The organism is Staphylococcus simiae, from assembly GCF_002902085.1.
Taxonomy (GTDB): domain Bacteria; phylum Bacillota; class Bacilli; order Staphylococcales; family Staphylococcaceae; genus Staphylococcus; species Staphylococcus simiae.
Genome location: NZ_PPQR01000159.1, coordinates 2,835 through 3,175 on the forward strand (window position 1 = coordinate 2,835; position 341 = coordinate 3,175).

Below are 341 nucleotides of genomic sequence, written 5' to 3' on the forward strand. Positions count from 1 at the left end.
GATTAATTTTCTTTTGAGATGGTTTTTGACCCATTTGCATCATCATCATACGAAGCATTTCTTCATTAATTGGTGGGTTTTTCTTTAAATAATCCATCATGTATTTTCTTGCTAAGAAGAATCCACCTACTAATCCTGCGATTAGGGCTATTAAAATTAAAATAATTGCTAACCAAGTTGCCATTGTTTCACCTGCTTTCTGTATTCTTCTGAATTTTACTAAATTCAACTAATTATTTCAATAACTTATTGATCTTAGCATTTATTTCGCCACCCAAAATGATACCAAAGATTAGAGTGTTATAACAGTGCTTTAAATATATTTATTTAACAATTTATAA

1 protein-coding gene is annotated in these 341 nt (G+C 28.4%); it reads right to left on the reverse strand.

The window, feature by feature from the left end:
- On the reverse strand, positions 1 to 184 hold a 184-nt coding region (locus CD113_RS12615; RefSeq protein WP_240622786.1), incomplete at its 3' end, for a YneF family protein.
- Positions 185 to 341 lie beyond the last annotated feature (157 nt).